This is a genomic window from Ralstonia mojiangensis (genome assembly GCF_023955645.1).
Classification (GTDB): Bacteria; Pseudomonadota; Gammaproteobacteria; order Burkholderiales; family Burkholderiaceae; genus Ralstonia; species Ralstonia mojiangensis.
The window spans coordinates 603,897-620,226 of the sequence record NZ_JAMXHU010000005.1 but is presented as its reverse complement, the minus strand read 5'-3'; the positions used below and the strand labels follow the sequence as shown (position 1 = coordinate 620,226).

At 63.8% G+C, this 16,330-nt stretch carries 16 protein-coding genes; 14 read left to right on the top strand and 2 right to left on the bottom strand.

The window, feature by feature from the left end; translation table 11 throughout:
- The first annotated feature begins 88 nt into the window (after positions 1–88).
- The 11 genes from NG898_RS23160 (at position 89) to NG898_RS23110 (ending at position 9,371) form a co-directional block, all read left to right on the top strand.
- Positions 89–484, top strand: coding sequence for a DUF2946 family protein (locus NG898_RS23160; RefSeq protein WP_252694615.1), 396 nt, complete (start codon positions 89–91; stop codon positions 482–484).
- 96 nt (positions 485–580) lie between these two features.
- Positions 581–922, top strand: a complete 342-nt coding sequence (locus NG898_RS23155) for a hypothetical protein (protein ID WP_252694614.1) — start codon at positions 581–583, stop codon at positions 920–922.
- Positions 923–930: 8 nt separating this feature from the next.
- Positions 931–2,340 (top strand): TolC family protein, encoded by a 1,410-nt coding sequence (locus NG898_RS23150; protein ID WP_252694613.1) that lies wholly within the window; start codon positions 931–933, stop codon positions 2,338–2,340.
- 2 nt (positions 2,341–2,342) lie between these two features.
- Positions 2,343–3,641 (top strand): multicopper oxidase family protein, encoded by a 1,299-nt coding sequence (locus tag NG898_RS23145; RefSeq protein ID WP_252694612.1) that lies wholly within the window; start codon positions 2,343–2,345, stop codon positions 3,639–3,641.
- Between the two features lie 46 nt (positions 3,642–3,687).
- The gene (locus tag NG898_RS23140) at positions 3,688–4,176 is read left to right on the top strand and encodes a cupredoxin domain-containing protein (RefSeq protein WP_252694611.1); all 489 of its coding nucleotides are present in this window, start codon (positions 3,688–3,690) and stop codon (positions 4,174–4,176) included.
- A 37-nt stretch (positions 4,177–4,213) separates the two neighbouring features.
- The gene (locus NG898_RS23135; protein WP_252694610.1) at positions 4,214–4,534 is read left to right on the top strand and encodes a copper-binding protein; all 321 of its coding nucleotides are present in this window, start codon (positions 4,214–4,216) and stop codon (positions 4,532–4,534) included.
- Positions 4,535–4,775: 241 nt separating this feature from the next.
- Positions 4,776–5,927 (top strand): glycosyltransferase family 90 protein, encoded by a 1,152-nt coding sequence (locus NG898_RS23130; RefSeq protein ID WP_252694609.1) that lies wholly within the window; start codon positions 4,776–4,778, stop codon positions 5,925–5,927.
- A 125-nt stretch (positions 5,928–6,052) separates the two neighbouring features.
- Positions 6,053–6,844, top strand: coding sequence for a phytanoyl-CoA dioxygenase family protein (locus NG898_RS23125; RefSeq protein WP_252694608.1), 792 nt, complete (start codon positions 6,053–6,055; stop codon positions 6,842–6,844).
- 98 nt (positions 6,845–6,942) lie between these two features.
- Positions 6,943–7,164, top strand: coding sequence for a hypothetical protein (locus NG898_RS23120; protein ID WP_252694607.1), 222 nt, complete (start codon positions 6,943–6,945; stop codon positions 7,162–7,164).
- A gap of 220 nt (positions 7,165–7,384) precedes the next feature.
- Positions 7,385–7,825, top strand: coding sequence for a DUF2141 domain-containing protein (locus NG898_RS23115; protein ID WP_252694606.1), 441 nt, complete (start codon positions 7,385–7,387; stop codon positions 7,823–7,825).
- Positions 7,826–7,844: 19 nt separating this feature from the next.
- Positions 7,845–9,371 (top strand): carotenoid oxygenase family protein, encoded by a 1,527-nt coding sequence (locus NG898_RS23110; RefSeq protein ID WP_252694605.1) that lies wholly within the window; start codon positions 7,845–7,847, stop codon positions 9,369–9,371.
- A 13-nt stretch (positions 9,372–9,384) separates the two neighbouring features.
- Here the strand turns inward: NG898_RS23110 and NG898_RS23105 are convergent, their stop codons facing one another.
- Positions 9,385–11,019, bottom strand: coding sequence for a M20/M25/M40 family metallo-hydrolase (locus NG898_RS23105; RefSeq protein WP_252694604.1), 1,635 nt, complete (start codon positions 11,017–11,019; stop codon positions 9,385–9,387).
- A 64-nt stretch (positions 11,020–11,083) separates the two neighbouring features.
- Between NG898_RS23105 and NG898_RS23100 the strand changes: the two genes are divergently transcribed.
- Positions 11,084–12,001, top strand: coding sequence for a LysR family transcriptional regulator (locus NG898_RS23100; RefSeq protein ID WP_252694603.1), 918 nt, complete (start codon positions 11,084–11,086; stop codon positions 11,999–12,001).
- 6 nt (positions 12,002–12,007) lie between these two features.
- Here NG898_RS23100 and NG898_RS23095 read toward each other — a convergent pair whose 3' ends face one another.
- Positions 12,008–13,489, bottom strand: coding sequence for an AMP nucleosidase (locus NG898_RS23095; protein ID WP_252694602.1), 1,482 nt, complete (start codon positions 13,487–13,489; stop codon positions 12,008–12,010).
- Between the two features lie 542 nt (positions 13,490–14,031).
- Between NG898_RS23095 and NG898_RS23090 the strand changes: the two genes are divergently transcribed.
- Together NG898_RS23090 and NG898_RS23085 are read left to right on the top strand one after the other, a co-directional pair.
- A complete protein-coding gene (locus tag NG898_RS23090) occupies positions 14,032–15,681 on the top strand; it encodes a diguanylate cyclase domain-containing protein (RefSeq protein WP_252694601.1) in 1,650 nt (549 codons plus the stop codon).
- A 132-nt stretch (positions 15,682–15,813) separates the two neighbouring features.
- Entirely contained in the window at positions 15,814–16,320 is a 507-nt protein-coding gene (locus tag NG898_RS23085; RefSeq protein WP_024978265.1) for an acyl-CoA thioesterase, read from the top strand.
- Positions 16,321–16,330: the final 10 nt, after the last annotated feature.

Sequence of the window (16,330 nt, the reverse complement as noted above, 5' to 3'; positions counted from 1 at the left end):
ATCTTGTGCTGCATTGCTCGAAATTTGATGGCATCGCGCTACACTAACGGTTTCTGCCGCAAACGATTTTCAGTCCGTCCTGTTTTCCATGCACCGCTTGCTGACCCGCCTCCTGCTTTGGCTGGTTGTCCTGGCACTGCCCCTGCAAGGGTTTGCCGCGACGACCATGATGGCGCGCGGCGGTGCAATGGACGATGCAATGGTTGCCATGGCAATGCGGGATGATGGCGCCGTCATGTCCGACGCTTGCCATGAGCATGAAGACGCCATGGCTGCCGACACCGAGCCGAAAGCGCCGGCGCAGTCGCACTGCAAGACCTGCCCGATCTGCGCGGCCTGTTCGCTCGGGTCGGTCGTTCCCCTGGTCGCCAGCCTTGGCGTGCCGCTGATCAAGCTGCCGGCCGCTGCGCCGCGTGGCCTTGCTGTTTCCTTCCGCAGCTTCATTCCCGAAGCGCTGCAACGTCCACCCTCGATTCGCGTTTGACGCCACCAGTCCGTCCATAGAGCGGGCTGGCCTCTGGTTCTACGGCTCCGTGCACGACACGCGGCCGTATGTCATCACGCTTGATCGAGGTTTCTCATGCTTTCCACACGATGGTTCGTGGCCGCCGCGCTACTGGCGTTGGCGCCGCCATGGGTTTTGGCGCAGGGCGGGGCGTCTGCGCCGACAGCTTCCCCAACTGATCCACTGAATGCGGACGCGACTGTGCCGGCTGCAGCCGCGCCGCGCACATTCGACAGCTACCGCGCGTATCGCGATACCGGCCCCGCGCCCTGGCGCGAGACCAACGCGGCCGTGAGCCCCAAGTCAGACGCTTCTGCGGATGGCGGCCACGCGGGGCACGTCATGCCAGCGAGCGCACCAGCCGCCACCTCCAACAAGCCGGCCGGCGGGTCCATGCCCGGCATGCATCACCACTAGGAGGCGCCGTGCTCAAATCATCCACACACCGTCTCGCCCTGTGCGCGCTGGCCGGCACGCTACTGCTGGGCGGCTGCGCCACCATCACGCAAGACAGCGGCTTCAAGACCGTTGCCGATGTGGCGCGCGATCGGCTCGGCAAAGACGCCACGTGGCAGCGTTCACCAGAAGCCCGCGACAGCGCCGCGCAACGCACGCGCGAGCTGCTCGCCCAGCCGCTGACGATGGACAGCGCCGTGCAGATCGCGCTGCTGAACAATCGTGGGCTGCAGGCTTCATATGCGGAGTTGGGTTTATCCGAAGCCGCGCTCGTGCAGGCCAGCCGCCTGCCGAATCCCGGCTTCAGTTTCAAACGCACACGCAGCGGCGACGACCTGTCGATCGAGCGCACGTTCTCGCTGTCGTTCCTGAACCTGCTGACGCTGCCGATGGCCACTCGCATCGAGAGCCGATACTTCGAGCAGACCAAGCTGCTGGTCGCCAACCAGATGCTGCAGGTGGCGGCCGATACGCGCCGCGCATACGTCAATGCCGTGGCGGCGGAGCAATCCGCGCGCTATGCGGAGCAGGTTCAGCAAGCCGCCGAAGCCGGTGCCGAGTTCGCCAAGCGTCTGGCGTCTGCCGGCAACTTCAGCAAGCTGGATCGTGCACGCGAACACGCCTTCTATGCGGAAGCCACTGCCACCCTCGCGCGCACGCGTCAGCAGGCGCTGGCCGAGCGCGAAGCATTGATCCGCCTGCTTGGCGTGTGGGGCGCGGACACTGGCTTCAAGCTGCCGGAGCGGCTGCCCGACGTGCCGAAGGATCGCCCTGAACTGCAGCAGATCGAGGCCTACGCGCTACGCAACCGGCTCGACATCCAGGCGGGCAAGTTGCAGGTCGACGGCTTGGCATCGTCGCTGGGGCTCACGCAGGCAACGCGCTTCATCAACGTGCTCGACCTCGGCTACGTGCGCAACAGCAAATCCAATGAGCCACGCGAAACGGGCTACGAGATCGGCATCGAGATCCCGCTCTTCGACTGGGGCGGCGCCCGTGTGGCGCGCGCGCAGTCGATCTACATGCAGGCCGCCGATCAGCTTGCCGACACGGCGGTGCGGGCGCGCTCCGAAGTGCGCGAATCGTATGTGCGCTATCAGACGGCATATGACCTTACCCGCCACTATCGCGACGAGGTGGTGCCCGTGCGCAAGAGCATCTCCGACGAGATGCTGCTGCGCTACAACGGCATGCTCGTGAGCGTGTTCGAGCTGTTGGCCGATGCGCGCGAGCAGGTGAATGCGGTGAACGGCTACATCGACGCGCTGCGCGGTTACTGGATTGCCCAGACCGATTTGCAGATGGCGCTGGGCGGCAAGTTGCCGCCGGCCGAAGCGAACGCGGCCGCTCCTGCGCCGATCTCTCCTCAAGGACATTGAACATGGTTTCCCGACGTCAATTTCTCGGCGGCACGGGCGCGGCCATGCTGGGCGCAGCGATGGTCTCGCGCGTCGGCGCTGCCTCGCTGCCTGAAGCACCGCTCCAATCAAAGCCCACCACACAGCCCCCCCTCGCGCCGCCCAACGGCCGGCCGTACAACCCCGTCGTCACGCTCAATGGCTGGACGCTGCCGTGGCGCATGCGCGGCGGCTGGAAGGAGTTCCACCTCGTCGCCGAGCCGGTCGAGCGCGAATTTGCACCCGGCATGACGGGCCACCTGTGGGGCTACAACGGCCAGAGCCCCGGCCCGACGATCGAATGCGTGGAAGGCGATCGCGTGCGCATCTTCGTCACCAACAAGCTGCCCGAGCACACCACGGTGCACTGGCACGGCATGATCCTGCCCGCCGGCATGGACGGTGTGGGCGGCCTGTCGCAGCCGCACATTCCACCGGGCAAGACCTTCGTCTACGAGTTCGAGATGAAGAAGTCCGGCACCTTCATGTATCACCCGCATTCCGACGAGATGGTGCAGATGGCGATGGGCATGATGGGCTTTATCGTCGTGCATCCGAAAGACCCGGCGCAGCACCGTGTCGACCGCGACTTTGTCTTCCTGCTCGCCGCGTACGACATCGACCCGGGGTCATACACGCCGCGCGTGGCTCAGATGACCGACTTCAACATGTGGACGTGGAACAGCCGCGTCTTCCCCGGCATCGATCCGCTGCCCGTACGCCTTGGCGATCGCGTGCGCATCCGCATGGGCAACCTCACCATGACGAACCACCCGATGCACCTGCATGGCCACACCTTCGAAGTGGCCGGCACCGACGGCGGCTGGGTCCAGCCCAGCGCGCGCTGGCCGGAGGTGACGACGGACATTGCCGTGGGCCAGATGCGCGCGATCGAGTTCATTGCCGACAACCCCGGCGACTGGGCCTTCCACTGCCACAAGTCGCACCACACGATGAACGCCATGGGGCACAACGTGCCGACCATGATCGGCGTGCAGCAGAAAGACCTCGCCAAGAAGATGAACGCGCTGGTGCCCGACTACATGGGCATGGGCCAGGCCGGCATGGCCGACATGGGCGAGATGGAAATGCCGCTGCCCGACAACACGCTGCCGATGATGACGGGGCAGGGCCCGTTCGGCGCCATTGAAATGGGCGGCATGTTCACGGTGATGAAGGTGCGCCGCGATCTGCCGCGCAACAGCTATGCCGACCCCGGTTGGTACAGGCACCCGAAGGGCACCGTCGCCTACGAATACACCGGCACCGGCATCGACGACTGATCGATCCTGAATCCACATCCATACGAAACGTAGACCGAGACCAAACATGCAACGCAATCTGATCCGTTCCACCTTCCTGGCCGCGCTGATGTCGATGGCCGCCATCGCGCACGCATCCGGCGATCACGCCGGCGGGCATGACCATGGCGATGCCGCCATCGGTGAACCCGGCGACGCCGCCCGCATCACGCGCACGGTGCGCGTCGACATGACCGACACCATGCGCTTTACGCCCGCGCAGATCAGCGTTCAGCGCGGCGAGACCATCCGCTTCGAAGTCGTCAACAGCGGCCAGGTACGGCACGAGATGACGCTGGGCACGCCGGCCGACCTCGCAGCGCATGCCGAGCAGATGCGCAAGCACCCCGAGATGGAGCACGCCGACGGCAACGCCGTCACCGTTGACCCAGGCCAGCGCGGCGAGATCGTCTGGCACTTCACGCGCACCGGCTCCGTCGATTTTGCGTGTCTGCAGCCCGGACATTTCGAAGCCGGCATGCGCGGCGCCGTGCAGGTGCGCGGCAACAAATCCTGATTTCTTCCCGACCCCGTCTTTGAACAAGGAGCCCAACATGTTTCGTTACGCCCTGATGCTGACCGTGCTGCTGGCCGGTGCACCGTTTGTTCACGCGGCTGAAGATGCCGCTTCCGCCCCTGCGGCTACCGCTGCCGCCCCGATGTCAGAAGGTGAGATCAAGAAGATCGACACCGCTGCGGGCAAGCTGACCATCAAGCACGGCCCGCTTGAGAACCTCGGTATGGAACCCATGACGATGGTGTTTCGAGTCCAGGATCCGGCAATGCTCGCCAAAGTGCAGGTTGGCAGCAAAGTGCGCTTTGTCGCCGAGAAGGTGAATGGTGCGTTGACCGTGACCGCATTGGACGTGCAATAACGCGAAGGCGGGCGCCTATCGGCAGCCCCCTCGGTCAATGCCGTGGCCGAGGCTGACACGGCGCGTTCAGCCTCGGACGGCAGCAAAGTGTTACGCCGGGACAACAGCCGAGCGACGGGAACCGGGGCGACTGCCGAAGCGGGCGGCTCGGCCCCAAGAAACACAATGAGCCGCAGGGTACTTACGGTAAAGTGAGGGCCGCCGCGAATGCGAGTGGCAAACGGGGTCGATGTGCTGTCGGGTGGCAGATGCACGATCGGCCGCACCGTGCGTCAGCGGCGGGCAGAAAGTGGTTCATGCGCTACTTTATCTGCGTATTGGGGGCTGGAACATTTCGCTCGAAAAGCGACGCCCTGGGTTCAATTTCCGCGGCAACTTTTGGTTCATGCGTCATCTCAAATACCGCTTGAGCAGATTCTCTGCAAGAAAATTCTGGTATTACTTTTCGAATGCTTCAAGCCATTTCCTGGCGCGCGCTACAAAAAATGGAAGAGCCGAGACTCTTCTGAAAAGAAAAGGCGCTCACAGTGGCATGCAAGATGTCATCGATCGATTGAGTTATTACAACTCGATTTCGGAGTCATTCGACCCAAGCCGCAATGCCGTCGAGTATTCAAGGTTCTTGTTGAAATCTTCAACCAGCACTATTGAGAACAAGGGCCGTGAAATAGGCAGCACCTATTTCTATGATCTTGTCGATCTGATGGACTATTTTGGCCCGGGCTACAGCTTCGACTACGACTGCGGCGACGTGACGGCCGAGCCGACTCACCCGGCGTTTGTGAAAAGCCGCCCCATCAAGAGCAGCTCCCATAATGGGATTCTCTTGAAGCTGGACGCCATCCGGCATTTTTCACTGGCACGCGACACGATCGATTTCCACGACAAGAAGCCCATGGCGGTTTTTCGTGGTCCTTGCCACCAGGAACATCGCAAAGCGTTTGTCGAGCGTTGTCACGACTTGGCAAACGTTGACATTGGCGATACTCGAAAATCAGAGCTTGGGAAGGCGACTTATAAAGCTCCCATGACGATTGCCGAGCAATTGCAATATAAGTTCATTGTGAGCGTCGAGGGGAACGACGTTGCCACCAATCTCAAATGGATCATGTCGTCCAATTCGCTTTGCTTCATGCGGCGGCCCCGGTATGAGACGTGGTTCATGGAGGGGAGGCTGATTCCGGACGTGCATTATGTTCTGCTGAAGGATGATTATTCGGACTTCCAGGAGAAAATGGAGCATTACCGGAAGCACCCTGGCGATGCACTGGCGATCGTGCGCAACGCCAATCGTTGGGTGGCGCAATTCATGAACCGAGACCAGGAACGCCTGCTTGGCCTGATGGTGATCGCCAAATATTTCCGGATGTCGGGCCAGCAGGCGTTTTGGTAAAGCGCGACCCCGACAACGCGCATTGCGTTTGATCCTGAGCAGGCCAGTCGTGGGGCGGGCCTGCAACGCATACGGCGGCGCGTTACACTCGTTGTCTTTCGCCGTCTCCGTACGCTTTTTCCACCATGTCCGCGTCTGCCCCCACCGCCACCCACGCCCACCCGCTTTCCGACGAGCAACAAGCCTTCTTCAAGGAGCACGGCTACGTGGTGTTGCGCGGCTTCGTCAGCCAGCAGGTGAGCGCCGCGTTGCTTGCGGCCGCGCAGGACGGGCTGGCCCGCGCTGAAGCGCCGGTGGAGCTGGAAACCGACGTCGGCTATGCCGGGGCGCCCCTCTCGCGCGAAGCCGAAGGGGGCCAGACGGTGCGCCGCCTGCTCGACGCAGATTCACGCGGCACGCCTTATACGGAGTGGGCGCGCGACCCACGCGTGGCCGGCGCAATTGCGCAACTGATTGGTAGCCCCGTGCATCTCTCGCTCGCGCACCACAACTGCGTGATGACGAAGCACCCTGCGTTTGGCACCGCCACGCATTGGCACCGCGACAGCCGCTACTGGTCGTTCGCACGCAACGAGCTGGTGTCATCGTGGCTGGCCTTGGTGGAAGAGACGGTCGACAACGGCTGCCTGTGGGTGATTCCCGGCAGTCATACGCTTGAACTTCCTGCGGATCGGTTCGATGCAAAGCTGTTCCTGCGCCAGGAGCTGCCAGAGAATCGCGCGCTGATCGACACCGCGCGCCCCGTGCCGCTGCTGCCCGGCGACGTGCTGCTCTTCCACTGCAACACCTTCCATGCCGCACGCGCCAACCAGACGGGCGCCGTCAAGTTCTCGGCTGTGTTTACGTATTACGGCCCCAATAATCATCCGCTGCCTGGCACGCGCTCGTCAGCCCGGCCCGATCCGCTAGTCGGTTGAGGTGCGCCCTCCCCCATTTGTAGGTGGGCGGCGGACAGATTTGTGTCATGTGCCTTTGCTAAGGTGGTGTCCCAACGATCACGAACGGGGGAACCACAATGGCGATTCAGGAAGTGACCCATGGAGCGCATGTCATCGTCGTTGATCCGCTGCAACGCGACGATCATCGATGGACAGCCCGTTTCCAGGTCTGTTGCGCCGGCAACATCGTGTGTGACTGGGAAGACATTGAGATGCCGGAAGGCTTCATCTCCGCCCAGCTTGCCCTGAGTGCGAGCGTGTTGCTGGCCGAGCACCGCTTGTCTAGCTTGCCGCATTAGCGTCACCCTACAAAGCGCCCGCCGACCCAGCGGGCGTTTTAGTCAGTACCTCTGGCGTGCTCCCCTCAAGCTGCAGTGATGCGCTCATCTCTCGCAAGCGACCGTTTGCGCCGTGGCATCTGCACTTCGTCGCATCTGCGCTGACTGCCCCGAAGTCTCTGTCTACATTGCCTCCTGATCGCCGGCCTGCAAACGCATGCCGGGCCCACAGGAGACGTTCATGACTGCCATGTTGTCTTTGCCGCGCCTTGCGTTGGCCCTGATGCTGACAGCACTTGCAGCAAGTGCATCCGCCGCGACGCTGACTGTGGTGGTGGAAGGCGCACAAGGGCGGCAGGGCGCCGTGCGCGCGGCGATGTTCCGCGACGCCGCGGGCTGGCTCAAGCCCGATTCGGCCATCCGGGCTGACATTGCTGCGCTCGATAGCGTGTCGGGCGCAAGCGTCACCTTCGTATATCCGGACTTGCCGGCGGGGCGCTACGCGTTGTCGGTCTTCCATGACGCCAACAATGACGCCAGGCTCAGCACCAACCCGGCCGGCATTCCCGTCGAGCCCTACGGTTTCAGCCGCGATGCACGCGGCCGCTTCGGCCCGCCCGCATTTGACGATGCCGCCATCGACGTGCAGGGCGACCAGCGCGTGACGATTCACTTGCATTGATCTTGAGCGAGGTCCCGTCATGCAACGCCGATCCTTCATTGCGGCCTTGGGCGCCGCACCGTTTGGCTTGACCCTGACCGACGTGATGGCCGCCACCCCGGACCCGTGGGCTGCGGGGTTTGCAGCGGCACGCGCGCAGTACCCGTGGCTGGCGGGTTACCAGGGCGTCAGCGCCGATATGCCGACTCGCCCGCTGAGGGTGGAAGGCAGGTTCCCGCCCGCGTTGCACGGCGCGTTCTACCGCAACGGCCCCGCGCGGCAGGAGATCGGCGGCGTGCGTTACCACCACCTGTTTGATGGCGACGGCATGATCCAGCGCTACGACATCAGCGAGCAGGGTGTGACCCACCGCGGCGTGTTTGTGCGCACCGACAAGTTTGTCGCCGACACCGCCGCCGGCCGGCCGTTGCGCGCGACGTTCGGCACCGCCAACCCCGACATGGAGCCGGTCGCATCGCCTGACAGCATCAACGTGGCCAACACCAGCCTGGTGATGCACGGCGACGAGATGCTCGCGCTGTGGGAAGGTGGCTCGGCCACGCGTGTCGATCCCGATTCACTGCGCACGCTAGGTGTGCAGACCTGGCGCGATGACTACAAGGGCATGCCGTTTTCCGCCCATCCCAAGGTCGAAGCCGACGGCACGCTATGGAATTTTGGCGTGAGCAGCGCGGCCGGTTTGCTGACCGTCTACTGCGTGGGCGCGGACGGTGCGCTCAAGCGTGTGGAAACGCTCAAGGTGCCGGACGTGGCGATGGTGCACGACTTTGCAGTAACGCAGCGCCACTTGGTGTTCCTGCTGCCTCCCTTCGTATACGACGTGGAACGCTCGCGCGCAGGCATGTCGTTTCTGGATTCCCATGTCTGGCGGCCGGAGCTGGGCATGCGTGTGCTCGTGCTCGATAAGGACGACGTTACGCGCATGCGTTGGCTGCAGTTGCCGGCAGGCTTCGTCTTCCATCTGGGCAACGCGTGGTCTTCACCGGATGGGCAGGAGATCCATCTCGATTACATCCGCTCGGACGATGCCTCGGTCGTCACCACGTCGCTGCGTGAATTGATGCGCGGGCAGATTCGCCCATCGCCCGGTGCTCGCCTTACGCAAGTGCAGTTGAACCTGCGCACCGGCCGCGCCGAGCAGTTTAGCACCGAGCATGTGGCCGAATTCCCCAAGATCGACACACGCCACACCGCGCAGCGTCATCACGCGCTGTTCATGGTGGCTCACACGGCGCCGTCGTCCAGCAGCAGCTCTCAGTCGCTGAATGGATTCGACACCGTCATGCGCGTCGATACGAATTCGGGGCAGGTGCAACAGTACCGCTTCGGGCACCGCACGCTGGTGGAAGAACACGTGTTCGTGCCGGCATCTGCCAGCGCGCGTGAAGGCGAGGGCTGGCTGATCGGCACGGTGTTCGATGTAGACGCCGGCTGCACCAGATTGACGGCGTTCGATGCACAGAGTGTTTCTGCGGGGCCCGTCGCCATGGCTAGCCTGAACGGCGTGGCGCCGCTCGGGCTGCATGGGCTGTTTCGCGCGGCATAACCGTCGTGGCGTGTCAGAGCGGGTGAGTCATCAGGCCGTAGATCGTGCGCACGCCGCTCACGTAGTTGCCCATCCGGAGGTTCTCGTTGGCAGCGTGCTGATTGTTATCGGCATTGACCAGCGGAATGATCGCGAAGGGCACCTGCAGCACACCAACGATCTCTGCGGTGGGCACCGTCCCACCCATCATGCGGATGCGAACCGGCGCCGGGTTGGCACCAAACGTGTCGGTCAGCGATTTGTAGGCCCATGTGCCCACTGCCGAGTCGATCGGTGAGCCGGCAGCGTCTGCACCTTCGCTCTGATACGTGAAGGTGGCCAGTTTGTCGTAACGGCTGCGCTCTTCATCCGTCGGGGCGTTCTTGACGAGGTGGTAGCCCTGGCGCTCGACGTGCTGCTCGATCAGCTTGCCGAGGTAGGCTGCAGTGGAGTCTGGCGTGGTGCGCAGGTCGAGTTCGGCGACGGCCTTGTCGGGCACGATGTTCGCCACCTTGTCGCCCACGGCTGCAGACGCCATGCCGCGCACGTTCAACGATGGGTACTGCATCGCTTCCTGGTAATTGGCGCCGACGTTGTCGGCATGCGCAATGCCCAGGCGCTTGTTGAGCGCCGCCTGGTCGTCGGGCACGGCCGCCATGATCTTGCGGTCGGCCGCACTGATCTTCACGTGGTCGTAATAGCCCGGCACCGTCACCCGACCCTCGTCGTTCTTCATCGACGCCAGCAGGTTGGCCAACTGCTGGGCAGGGTTGCGGGCGTAGTTGCCGTAGTGCCCGCTGTGCAGCGGCACCTTGCCGCCATAGACGGTCAGCCGCGCTTCGGCCGCGCCGCGGTTGCCAAAGACCAGCGTTGGCCGGTTGCTCGCGTGCATGGGGCCGTCGTGAATGACGATGGCGTCGCAGCGCAGCAGCTCGCGGTTTGCCTCCATCACCTTGCTGATCGACGGCGAGCCTTTCTCTTCCTCGCTGTCGAGAATGATCTTGACGTTGACGGCGGGCTGGCCGCCGCCGGCCTTCAGTGCGTCAAGGGCGGCCAGCATCATCATGATCGGGCCCTTGTCGTCGGCGGATGAACGGCCGAAGACACGCCATTCCGGATCGAGCGGGCCGCTGAACAACTGCGCCGAGTCGATCTCTTCCCAGTTGCCCTGAGCGGTCTTGTGCTTGAGCACGGGTGTCCACGGGCTCTTCTGTGCCCACTGCGCGGGAATCACGGGCTGGCCGTCGAGGTGCATGTAGAACAGCACCGTTTTGCGGGCAGCGTCCGGGTTCGGCATTTCCGCATAGAGCATCGGCTTGCCGTTGTTGGCGAATTGCTTTGTCGTGAAGCCGCGCTTGCGGAACGCCTGCTCCAGCCAGTCGGCATTCTTGCGAACATCCTCTGGCGCGATGGCGTCGTTAGGCAGGGAAAGCAGCTCGAAGTATTCGCGATAGGTTGCCTGGGCATGGCGTTCGGCGTCTGCCGTAGACAGCTCGGCGGCGCCGGCCAGGCCAGCGGCACCGAGCATGAGGGCCGGCACCAGGGCCCGGAGCCGATGGGAAGCGCGGTGCGCGGTCGTTTGACGGGCTGCTTGCTGAAAGGGCATCAGGACACTCCGCTGGTCGAACAGTTCCGGGTGAGTCTGCGCATACCACACCCTTTTGACCATTAGAATTTTCTTGGGATATCTTTGCGTTTTCTGCAAAGCAAAAGGGCCCGCGCCTACGTCGCTTATGTCATCTCATCGCCTGCAGGAAACGTCCCTCCGCTATTTTCTCGAGGTTGTGCGCACTGGCTCGTTGACGGAGGCGGCCGCGCGCCTGCACGTCAGCGCATCGGCCATCAGCCGGCAAGTGGCCATGCTTGAAGAGCTTCTGGGCGTGCCGCTGTTCGAGCGGCAACCGCGCGGTATGCGGCCCAGCGCAGCGGGCGAGCTGCTCGCCGCGCATGCGCTGCGCGGGGCCCTGGAGGCCGAGCGCGTGGTCTCGGATATTCAGCGCCTGCAAGGGTTGCAGCGAGGCCGCGTGCGCATCGCGTGCTCCGATGGCTTTGCGATCGAGTTTGCGCCACGCGCCATCGTTGCGTTTCGGGAGCGGCATCCGGGCATTCAGTTCGACCTGCGCGCCGAAGAGCCGATGCGCGTGACAGAGGCCGTCTTGCGTGGCGATGTGGATATCGGCCTGACCTACAGCCGCGCTGCCGTGCACGGCATTCGCGTGGCGTATCAGCAGCGTGGCTCGGTGTTTGCCATCATGCGGCCCGACCACCCGCTGGCGAAGTTCAGCAGCGTGACGCTGGCGCAGATGCACCCATTTCCAATTGCGCTTTCGGGGCCGGACAACACGGTGCGCCAGCTGTTCGACATGGGCTGCAGTCAACGCGGGCTGGTGTTCGAGCCGGTGCTGGTCAGCAACCGCTTCGATGGGCTGTTGAGTTTCGTGCTGCAAGGCGGCGGCTTGGGCATCGCTGGGGAAATCACGGTGCGCGAGCGCGTGCAGCGCGGTGAGCTGCATGCCGCGGAGATCCGCGAGCGCGGCATGCGCGGGCGGACGGTGGAACTGCAGACCCTGGCGGGCCGAACTTTGCCTGAGGTGGTGCGGGTGTTTCTCGACTTCCTGCGCGAGGCGCTGCCGGAGCAGCCCCCGCGCTGACCTGCGCTACCGGAACGCGGGCTCGTCAAAGCTGCGCAGCTTGCGTGAGTGCAGCGCTTCAACGCCGCTTTCGCGCAACAGGCGCACGGCCTCCATGCCGATGTCTAAGTGCTGGCTCACGCGCTGGCGATAGAACAGGTTGGCCATGCCGCGCAGCTTCAGTTCGCCGTGCAGCGGCTTGTCCGACACGCACAGCAGGGTGCCGTAGGGCACGCGCAGACGGAAGCCGTTGGCGGCAATGGTTGCGCTTTCCATATCGATGGCAATCGCGCGCGACTGGTTGAAGCGGCTGTACAGCGCCTGGTACTTCAGCTCCCAGTTGCGGTCGTCGGTGGAGACCACCGTGCCGGTGCGCATGCGCGATTTCATGTCGGCGCCAGACAGCCCCGTGATGCGCGCCACAGCCTCCTGCAGCGCCACCTGGATTTCGGCGATGGGCGGCACAGGCACCCAGGGCGGCAGGTCCTGGTCGAGCACGTGGTCGTCGCGCACATAGGCGTGCGCGAGCACGTAATCGCCCAGCTGCTGCGAACGGCGCAAGCCGCCGCAGTGGCCGATCATCATCCAGCAATGCGGACGCAGCACGGCCAGATGGTCGGTGATGGTCTTCGCGTTGGAAGGGCCCACGCCGATGTTCACCAGCGTCACGCCCAGGCGGTCTTCGCGCACCAAGTGGTAAGCGGGCATCTGCGGGAGGCCCTTGATGCGGTGGGAGTCGTCTGGGGCGGGCGTGCCGAGTTCGTGTTCGGTGTCGCCGGGCTCGACAAAGCGGATGTAGCCCTCGTCGTTGCCGTCTTCCATCAGCTTGCGCCCGAGCGCGGCAAACTCATCGACGTAGCGTTGGTAGTTGGTGAACAGCACGAAGCGCTGGAAGTGCTTCGGGTGCGTGGCGGTGTAGTGGTATAGGCGCTGCAGGGCGAGGTCGACCCGCTCGGCGGTGAACATTGACAGCGGCTGCGGTTCGTCGCCAATCGGGCGGTACGTGCCGTTGGCAATGGAGTCGTCAATCTGTGCGAGGTCGGGCAGCGTAAACGCACCGCCCAGCGCGCGCGCCTGTTCGGGCGTGATATCCACGGTGGACGCTTCCACCACGAACGGCAGCGGGATCGGTCGGTTGCTCACGCCCACCACGACGGGGCTGTTGTGATAGTGCAGCAGCCGTTCGATCTGCACGCGGTAGTAATCCCGGAACAGGTCCGGCCGCGTGAGCGTCGTCCCGTACACACCCGGATACGCCACCGTGCCCCACGCCGGCCGCGCGTCGCTCACCAGCGTTTTCGGGTCGACGGTGATGCCGAGGTAGGGGTAGCAGGCGGAGAGGTCTTCGCTGCAATCCTCGCCACGCGCAAAGGCGTGGAAACGATCGCGGATCGCTTGCGCGGAGCGCTCGTAAATGGCGGTGATGCGCTCGACAGCGGTGTTGGCGTCGGTGCAGATCGCCAGGTCGTGCGCGGGATAGAGATGGGTAGTAGCGCGGGTATCGGTCATGTTCTTGATGATACCGACGTTTTGTGAAGCCAAGATAGCGGTGTCGCTCAAGTCACGGCATCTGAAACGGGACGTTCGCGCCAGCGCAAAAACGTTGCCCGGTCGGCCTGTGGCGGGGGCGTCCGGAGGGCTTGACGGCCCCCATTTTGGCGACGCCCCACCTCTTGTATAGCGGGAAAACGCAGCACGGCCCACGCGCCCCAATAGCCAAAAAACACGGGTGCGCATGACACCCTGGAGTTTTTTGGTAGCCAAGCGTTGGAGGTGATTTCTACGCCGCGCAAACGAATTCGTCTGTAGCCTGATATGCGCCTGTCCACACGCGCAGGCCTCGCCATGCGCCGCAAAGCCGCGCTGGCCTTCAGTTTTTACATTTCCTGCCGATGGGAGGGGGAGGTGATCGGGTGTGCACCACGCAGTCATCCACCCGACAACGGTGCCCGATACACTGCAAGAACAACAACCAAACGGGGAATACACGTGGACCAACCGGCTGGCGTCGTTATTCGCCGGCATCGCCATGCGCGCGGGGCGTGCCGATCATGCTGATCGCTGCACTGGCTTGCGCTGCCCTCGTTTCGATCGCGCTGATCGGCCTCTCATGGCCGCGCCGCGATGACGCGGAAGTCTCCGCCTTCATGCTGCTTGCGCTCGGCACCGCGCTGTGGAGCGGCGCACGCCTCATGGAGGTCGTGACCTTCGACATGCCCGCGCGCGTGGGCTGGGCCAAGGTCGCCTATCTCGGGATCATGATGGTGCCGGCAGCGTGGCTGCGCATGGTCGTTGGCCTCATCCGGCCCGAATTCAACGCGTTGCCGCTGGTGCGCGCGGGCTGGGTGCTGGCGCTGCTGGTGGCCGCCGGCTTCATCGGGCTGGTCGCCACCAATGAGTTGCACCACCTGGTATGGCTCGATTCGCGCTTCGTCGTGATTGATGGGACTAAGCGTGCGGTGTTCGACCACGGGAGCATGTTCTGGGTGGGCACCGCCTACAACTACGTGCTGCTGGCCATCAGCCTTGTGCTGTTGGTATTGCCCATCGACGAAGTTGCCTCCGGGCTCTACGTGTCATCGCGCACGCAGGTGCGGCTGGCGCTGGTCATTGGGCAACTGCTGCCGCTGGTGGCGCATCTGGCTTATCTGCAGCACTGGACGACGGCGCTCGGCGGCGACCTCACCCCCGCCACGTTTGCTGTCAGCACCGCGTTGCTCGGCTGGATCGTCTTGCGGCCGCGCCTTCGCGACACCGCCGCTTATGCCCGCGGCAAGATCATCGAAGCCATGCGTGACGGCTGCATCGTGCTGGCCCGCGATGGTTCCATCGCAAGCATCAACGCCGCCGCGAGGTACCTGTTGCCGACTGCACAGGTGCATGCAATGCCGCCCGCCGTGCTGAACGTGGCCGGTATCGTGCGCGAGTTTGAGCGTACGCGCCTGCCCAACCGCCACCAGGTCTGGCTGCCCGACACGGGCCGCACACTGGAAGTGACGCTCGAAGGCCTGAGCGACGCGCGCGGCCGGCATGCCGGCGTTTTCCTCTTGTTGCGGGACGTGACGGTCGAGCAGTTGCAACGTGCCGGCATGGCCAGCGCCCAGGATGCACTGCGCGGCGAGCTGCAGCGTACGCAGGCCAAGCTCAGCGTGCTCGAGAACGATGTCAATCGCGACGCGCTCACGCAGCTGTTCAACCGCCGCTTTTTTGAGACGCAGGCCCCGCGCCTGTTCGACCATGCCCGCCGTGACAATCGCCCCGTCACGCTGGCGCTGTTCGACATTGATTGCTTCAAGCAATACAACGACTCCTACGGCCACCTGCGCGGCGACGATTGCCTGCGCATGGTGGCCGACACGCTGGGCATGGCATGCCGGCACCCCGACGACTTCATTGCGCGGGTGGGCGGGGAAGAATTCGTCGCCATGCTGTTTGACCTGAACCGTGATGATGCCCGCCAGGCCGTGGCGCGTGCCGTGGCCATGGTGGCTGAACGTGCTGAACCGCACGCGGCATCCGTTGCCGCGCCATACGTCACGCTGTCAGCCGGTGCGGTCACGCTCACGCCTGCCGACGAACGCCTGGACGTTCTGTTCGAATGGGCCGATGCGGCGCTCTACGATGCCAAGCGCAGCGGGCGCAATACGTTCCGCTTTCATCAGAGTCCGCCGGGGCTGCGGAGTGTTGCGGGCGGGGAGTAGACCGCCCTTTCGTAGGGCTACGCTATTGGCTTGTTACGCAACGGCAAGTGCATCGGAAGAATGGATACATGCGCGGGACCACCGCGCATGCGCGGCTGCCGCCAGCAGCCAATTCCATTCTTGGAGTATGCGATGCCGACAGGCCAATCCATTGCCACAGTCGTCAACCACTATCTGCGCAATGCCGAGCTGCCCGAAGCCATTTCTGCGCAGCAGACGTTCCAGCACGCCTTCGATGTCTATCTGAAGGATTCCAACGCCTACGCCAACACGTATTTCGCCCGGTATTTCGAGTGGCAGGGCGTGGTGCGCGAGCGCTGGTTTCACGAATGCATTGACGCAGACCTGCTCATGAGCGGGCGCGTGATTTTCGTGACCAAGCTCGCGCATCAGGAATTCGTTGAAGAGACATTCCCGTTTCAGCGCGTGGAATGTCACCTGAACACCTTCCGCGTGCAGCCATGCTCGTTCTACATGGTGTTCCGATTTGTTTCGGGCGGGCGACTGGTGTCGCTGGGGTATCAGCAGGTGGTGTGCGCCAACGCGGAGCGCGTGATTCAGCGGTTGCCGGAACACGTGCGCCTGCGTGTGAAGGCGTACGAGCTGGACACGCTGCCGGAGCTGGCACACGTGTCCTGACGCACTTTGA

Bases quoted from the DNA above. Each gene is read 5' to 3' on its own strand.
- NG898_RS23125 (WP_252694608.1), top strand. From the start codon at position 6,053: ATGTCCGCGTCTGCCCCCACCGCCACCCACGCCCACCCGCTTTCCGAC.
- NG898_RS23135 (WP_252694610.1), top strand. From the start codon at position 4,214: ATGTTTCGTTACGCCCTGATGCTGACCGTGCTGCTGGCCGGTGCACCG.
- NG898_RS23145 (WP_252694612.1), top strand. From the start codon at position 2,343: ATGGTTTCCCGACGTCAATTTCTCGGCGGCACGGGCGCGGCCATGCTG.
- NG898_RS23105 (WP_252694604.1), bottom strand. From the start codon at position 11,019: ATGGTCAAAAGGGTGTGGTATGCGCAGACTCACCCGGAACTGTTCGAC.
- NG898_RS23155 (WP_252694614.1), top strand. From the start codon at position 581: ATGCTTTCCACACGATGGTTCGTGGCCGCCGCGCTACTGGCGTTGGCG.
- NG898_RS23085 (WP_024978265.1), top strand. From the start codon at position 15,814: ATGCCGACAGGCCAATCCATTGCCACAGTCGTCAACCACTATCTGCGC.
- NG898_RS23115 (WP_252694606.1), top strand. From the start codon at position 7,385: ATGACTGCCATGTTGTCTTTGCCGCGCCTTGCGTTGGCCCTGATGCTG.
- NG898_RS23140 (WP_252694611.1), top strand. From the start codon at position 3,688: ATGCAACGCAATCTGATCCGTTCCACCTTCCTGGCCGCGCTGATGTCG.
- NG898_RS23090 (WP_252694601.1), top strand. From the start codon at position 14,032: ATGCTGATCGCTGCACTGGCTTGCGCTGCCCTCGTTTCGATCGCGCTG.
- NG898_RS23100 (WP_252694603.1), top strand. From the start codon at position 11,084: ATGTCATCTCATCGCCTGCAGGAAACGTCCCTCCGCTATTTTCTCGAG.
- NG898_RS23160 (WP_252694615.1), top strand. From the start codon at position 89: ATGCACCGCTTGCTGACCCGCCTCCTGCTTTGGCTGGTTGTCCTGGCA.
- NG898_RS23120 (WP_252694607.1), top strand. From the start codon at position 6,943: ATGGCGATTCAGGAAGTGACCCATGGAGCGCATGTCATCGTCGTTGAT.
- NG898_RS23110 (WP_252694605.1), top strand. From the start codon at position 7,845: ATGCAACGCCGATCCTTCATTGCGGCCTTGGGCGCCGCACCGTTTGGC.
- NG898_RS23095 (WP_252694602.1), bottom strand. From the start codon at position 13,489: ATGACCGATACCCGCGCTACTACCCATCTCTATCCCGCGCACGACCTG.